The sequence below is a fragment of the Clostridium sp. genome, from assembly GCF_051654825.1.
Taxonomy (GTDB): Bacteria; Bacillota; Clostridia; order Clostridiales; family Clostridiaceae; genus Clostridium.
On sequence record NZ_JBOFYU010000090.1, the window covers coordinates 1 to 5,858 of the forward strand.

Below are 5,858 nucleotides of genomic sequence, written 5' to 3' on the forward strand. Positions count from 1 at the left end.
ATTAAAATCATTTTTAGCAGAATTCTCACAATATACATTAGCAGATGTATTATAAGAGTGAAATGTATGAATCATATTGATACATCTGAGATAAAAAGAGAAACCAAGGGGTTAATAAAAAACACTTATAAAAACTTTACATTTAATATTAAAGCAGTAATTTATTTTGAACTGCTATATAGATTAATAAGTACATTCTTATTTGTACCTATAAATATGTTTTTAATAAATAATTTTATGGGTCAAATGGGCGTCGTAAGTATAACTAACACTGATTTATTAAAGTTTGGAACAACATCAAAGGGGATAATTTATTCATTTCTTTTAGTAGTAGTATCGTTTATAGCAATTTTTATAGAAATGTCGGTATTAACTTATATAGGTTATAAATCTCATAAAAAAGAAAGAGTTACTTTATTAGAAGCTTGCATTAATAGTTTAAAGATACTACCTCAAACCTTTAATAGAGGAATGATATTTATAGTTTTAGTTGCAGGTGTAATAGGGCCTGTTACTGGTGTAGGACTTTATAGTTCTTTAATAAAAAGTTTAACTATACCTCCATTTATAAAATTGGAGCTTTTTAAAACTACAGGTGGAAAAATATTTTATGCACTTATAATGGTTATTTTAGTTATTCTATTATTAAGATGGATATTATCAATACCAGCAGTAATTATTGAAAAGGTTAAACTTAATGAAGCAATAAAAAATAGTATAAAAATATATAAGGAAAATAGATTTAAGATATTTGGATATTTAGTAGCGTGGATATTAATATTATCTCTAATATCAGGAACAATTTTATTTATATATACAGCAGTTGGATTATACATAATTGAGCTTATTGGAGAAACAAGCTTATTAAGTGGAATCTTTATGGTTGGATCAGTATTAGTTTTTTATATGGGATATATAATAGCATCATTAATAAGTATTCCTTTATTTATTTCATTTTTAATTGAGCTGTATTATGGATATAGAAATTATTATGTAGAAGAAAGAGAATTTTCTAGTATTGAAGTTTATGAAAAAAACAAGGTTGTACAATTTTTATATTCAAAAAAGAAAATAATAAGAGTAGTTTCATTGACTGTATTTATTGCTATGGTAACATCTATGGGAGCAAAGGTAGTGTTCTTTAAGGTTGTTGAAAAGGAAACACTAGTAACAGCACATAGAGGGAATAGTGTAAAAGCACCTGAAAATAGTATATCTTCAGTTCAATATGCTATATATGATAAAGCTGATTATGCAGAAATTGATGTAATGACTACAAAGGATAACAAAGTAGTTTTATTTCATGATAGTACATTAAAAAGAATAGATAAAACTAATAGAGCTATTATGGATATGACCTTTGAAGAAACTCAAAAGGTTGATAATGGATCATACTTTAGCTCACAGTTTGCAGGAGAAAGAATTCCTTCTTTAGATGAAATACTTAAGATAGCTAAAGGAAGGATAAAATTAAATATTGAATTAAAGCCCTTTGGAAAAGAAGATAAATTAGCAGAAGAAGTTATAAAGCTTGTTCAAGAAAACGATATGGAAGATGAAGTAGTAATAACATCATTAGATTATGATTATCTTCAAACAGTAAGAAAATATACTATGAATATTGATATAGGATATATATTAATGGCAGCACTTGGCGATATAAGTAAGCTAGATGTTGATTTTATTAGTGTAGAAATATCAGTATTAAATCCAAAGTTATTATATGCAATGCATGCCTTAGGAAAGGAAGTTCATGTTTGGACTATAAATGATTATGAATCATTAGAAGAGGTAATAGGAATTGGTGTTGATAATATAATTACTGATAATGTAGTTTTAGTAGAACAAGTTAAAAAGGATATTAAAGAAAATAGAGATAGTAATTATATTACTATGTTTTATGAAGCTATAAATTCAATAGTTAAGTATGTAAAAATATAAAAGCTTAAGGTTAAGTTTTATATTAAAGATAGAGTGTTTAAAAGAGGTTATATTAAGACTAATTTTAGTTTTAATATAACCTCTTTATTTTTATTATTCAGTTACTGAAATAAAGTCAAAGGTAATGTCATAATTACTCCAACCTAAGTCAAATGGAACTTTATATTTATCAACAGAATTTGCATTAACTAGTGGGTAGCCATTAGAATCAAATCCAGTTATTATGGCTGTATGTTCTATTATTCCATTTATATTATATGTAATTAAATCTCCTTCTTGAAGATTAGTAGACTTAGAAATTAATTCTTCAAAATTACCTTGTGCAACTAAGGTTCCTCTATTATGAGTTAAAAGATAATCAGAAAAATCATCAGCACTTACCCATGTAGGGGTAGCTTGTGGGCTATCAGGATTATTATTTTTATAAAGCCAGCTTTTATCTTGTTTTAGCTTTCCACCTTCTTCATAATCAGATAAACATTGTGAAATAAAGTTAGTACAGTTTCCACAAGCTGCTGTATATGAGTAGTAATCATGATTATATTTTGAATGGCTATTATCAACCCAAGATATACCACAATATTTATTAGCATAATTTACAGCTGAAGTTCTATCATATTTCTCATTTTCTTCAAATAACAAATCACTTCTATCAATGCTTACATTATAAGTTTTATATTTACTTATAGGAAGATCAGTTTCATCTAAGGTAAAGTTATAATCATCTAAACCTTCTTGAAAGCAATCAACATAGTAATCTTTTTGAATAACAAAGGAATTTCCAATCTTTTTTAAATCTACTGTATGTAAAAGAGAAACTCCAAAATCATTAGAAATACTTGGTGCATCCTTATATGTATATGTAAATTTATATTCTTCATCTAAAACTAAGGAGTAATTATTATCTTTTATATTAATTTCTCGTATAGAAGGAGAAGAGGATATATTAGTAAAAGCTATATTTCTACTACTAGCCCAATCTCTTAAGTAAGCAATTCTCTTAAATTCATGAAGAAGAGAATATTGGCTATATGTATTATTAGTATCATAAAAAGTATATAGATTTTCCACATTTCCAGTTAAAAAAGAATTATTTCTAGCTGAAAATAAGTTTTCAAAATAATTTATAATCTCATCATTATTAGTATCAGAATTATCAGTTACAAATGTACCTACATTAGCAGTTTCTTCATTTTCTAAGCATTCATCAAAGTTGCAAGATGGGACAAGGGTAACAGAATCAGTTTTACTTAGAGAATAAAAAAAGCTAACAAAAAGAGCAGAGGTTAAGAACAAATATGAAATAATTGAAAAAAATCTTCTATTAGATTTATAAATTGATTGTATACTTTGAATCCATAATTTCATGTTAATTCCTCCTAAAGTAAAGCTCCTAATTAAACAAAAAATGTTTAATTAGGAACAATCTTATGATGCTGTTTTAAAAAGACTTTAATTACTTAAAAATACGATTCATAATTAAAACTTTAGTAATAGTATGCTCACTTAAAATATTTATATAATACTAAATAAGGAATATTTACGTAATTTTTAAATGATAGTGATTTTAGGAGGAAGCCATTTTCCAGATAATATATCTTCACTAGGCCAATACAATCTAAGCATAAGATTAAAATCATTCATAGGGGTAGGTAGCCAGTTGTTATATAAATTTTTTACAGGTGGTGAGTGTTGTAGATAAACATCAAAGGAACCATCATCATTTAAGTTAAGGCTTTCAATATGTGGTGAGATAGAATATTTATTTAATGTGTTTTGGACTAAAAAACCTTCTTCGTTATAAAGAGTTATTGACCAAAAGGCATTTACTGGAGGGTTAGACTCAAAATGAATTTTATATTTGTTATTTCCATTAAGAGGTTTGTTATTATTATCAGTATATGCAAAGGCATAAATAGAGTCTTTAGGGATGTTTGCACCATAAACAGTAGTTGCTATTATAGCTCTAGTTAAATAATCTGTTCCATATGTGCCTATGCCACTCAGCAAATAGCTCCAACCATTTCTTTTATTATAATTAAATAATTCTTCTCTTGAGGTATTTATAACCTCTAAATAAGTTTTACTAGCAGCTTTTAATGCACCTTGTTCATGGTCATTTAAGTTAGAAAAACTAAAGATAGGGGAGGGAATAAGATTAAGGTCATTAAGTATGTTATTCATTTTACAAGATTGTATTTCAGCATAAGGGGGATTTTTATACATAGATTGCATTAATATATTTATAAATATTGATGGAAGCATATTATTAACTTCATCATTGGTAGTATTATTAGAAATAAAAATTGGATCTTCTAATAAACTTTTTATTTGTGGATTTATTGGTTCTTTATAAAGTGCTGAAATAGTAAATTTTTCTTGAAGTTTGTGTACTACATCATAGTCCTTAGATCCATTAGTTTGAATTCTTAAAATAATCCAAGCTATATTTGTAGGAGATTTTATTACTTTTGTGTTTTTAGGAAATGTATATTTATATACATTTGTATCAGGGCCAATTATTATAAAATTTTGTTCTGTATTTCCAGTAGTTCTTGAACCAATAGATTGGAATACATTTGACCAAGCATCTAAAACTTCAGCAACGTAGTATCTATTATTTGTATCTGGAACATGAAGTAAAAGAGGGCCTTTCTTAAGATTTAGCCAAGCAGATCCATAAAGGGTATCAATATTTGGTCTAATTACCCTATTATATTTAGGTGTAACAAAGGTCTTTTCAAAAGCAAATTTATTTCTTTGAGCTAAGCTTCCTAATCCATCTAGTCTAACAATTTCTGATAAAACTAATGGATACCCATAAATAAAGGTGGATATGGCTTGAGAATAAGAGCATTCCTTAGACTTAGCATGATATTTACTTGGTGAGCAAGGATAAGAAATTTTATCTTCAATATTATCCATAAAAAACTCCATATAAATTATTAATACTATTAATATATTCAAATTTAATAAATAGGGTGAGACTAGTACTTTATAAATTTGCAATTTTATAAAATTATATCTTTATAAAGTAATACATATGTAACTATTGAGAATAGAATTTGAATTTTACATAAGGTATAATTTAGTTATATTAAAAAAGTGGTTTGGAGGGAATTTTATGAAAAATAGTAAAATACGTTTTGGTGTTATTGGAACAAATAATATAACAGATTGGTTTTTAAGTGGAGCTAAGGAAGTAAAGGATTTTGAATTAACAGCAGTTTATTCAAGAACAGAAGAAAAAGCAAAAAGCTTTGCTGATAAATATGGAGTAGAAAATATATTTACAAGCTTAGAAGAAATGGCAAAATCAGATTTAATAGATGCTGTTTATATAGCATCACCTAATTCACTACATGCTAGTCAAAGTATATTATTTTTAGAAAATAAAAAACATGTATTATGTGAAAAAGCTTTTGCATCAAATGCTAAGGAAGCAGAAAAAATGATAAAAGCTTCAAAGGAAAATGGTGTAGTTTTAATGGAAGCTATGAAAACTACAGTGTTACCTAACTTTAAGGTAATAGAAGAAAACATACATAAGATAGGAAAGGTAAGAAAATACTTTGCAAGCTTTTGTCAGTATTCTTCAAGATATGATAAGTACAAAGCTGGTGAGGTATTAAATGCATTTAAACCTGAGTTTTCTAATGGAGCACTAATGGATATAGGTGTTTATTGTATAGCTCCAATGATAAAACTATTTGGAAAACCTAACACAGTAAAAGCAAATGCAGTGATGCTAGAATCAGGAGTAGATGGTGATGGAACTATCATCTTTGGATATGATGATATGAATGCAACAATAATGTATTCAAAAATAAGTAATTCATATTTACCTTCAGAAATCCAAGGAGAAGAAGGAAGCATTATAATAGAAAAAATAAATACATTTAATAAAATAACATTAG

General features: G+C 26.6%; 4 protein-coding genes. 2 read left to right on the top strand and 2 right to left on the bottom strand.

Features of this window, described 5'->3' with window-relative positions; genetic code table 11:
• Positions 1 to 66 precede the first annotated feature (66 nt).
• Positions 67 to 1,941, top strand: coding sequence for a glycerophosphoryl diester phosphodiesterase membrane domain-containing protein (locus ACRDBA_RS05345; RefSeq protein ID WP_438571892.1), 1,875 nt, complete (start codon positions 67 to 69; stop codon positions 1,939 to 1,941).
• A gap of 93 nt (positions 1,942 to 2,034) precedes the next feature.
• Here ACRDBA_RS05345 and ACRDBA_RS05350 read toward each other — a convergent pair whose 3' ends face one another.
• Together ACRDBA_RS05350 and ACRDBA_RS05355 are read right to left on the bottom strand one after the other, a co-directional pair.
• A complete protein-coding gene (locus ACRDBA_RS05350; RefSeq protein ID WP_438571893.1) occupies positions 2,035 to 3,309 on the bottom strand; it encodes an amidase domain-containing protein in 1,275 nt (424 codons plus the stop codon).
• 183 nt (positions 3,310 to 3,492) lie between these two features.
• Positions 3,493 to 4,866 (bottom strand): DUF1254 domain-containing protein, encoded by a 1,374-nt coding sequence (locus tag ACRDBA_RS05355; RefSeq protein WP_438571894.1) that lies wholly within the window; start codon positions 4,864 to 4,866, stop codon positions 3,493 to 3,495.
• Positions 4,867 to 5,065: 199 nt separating this feature from the next.
• On the opposite strand from ACRDBA_RS05355, the gene ACRDBA_RS05360 reads away from it, so the two are divergent.
• Positions 5,066 to 5,858 (top strand): Gfo/Idh/MocA family protein (locus ACRDBA_RS05360; RefSeq protein WP_438571895.1); only part of this gene is annotated, 793 nt, incomplete at its 3' end.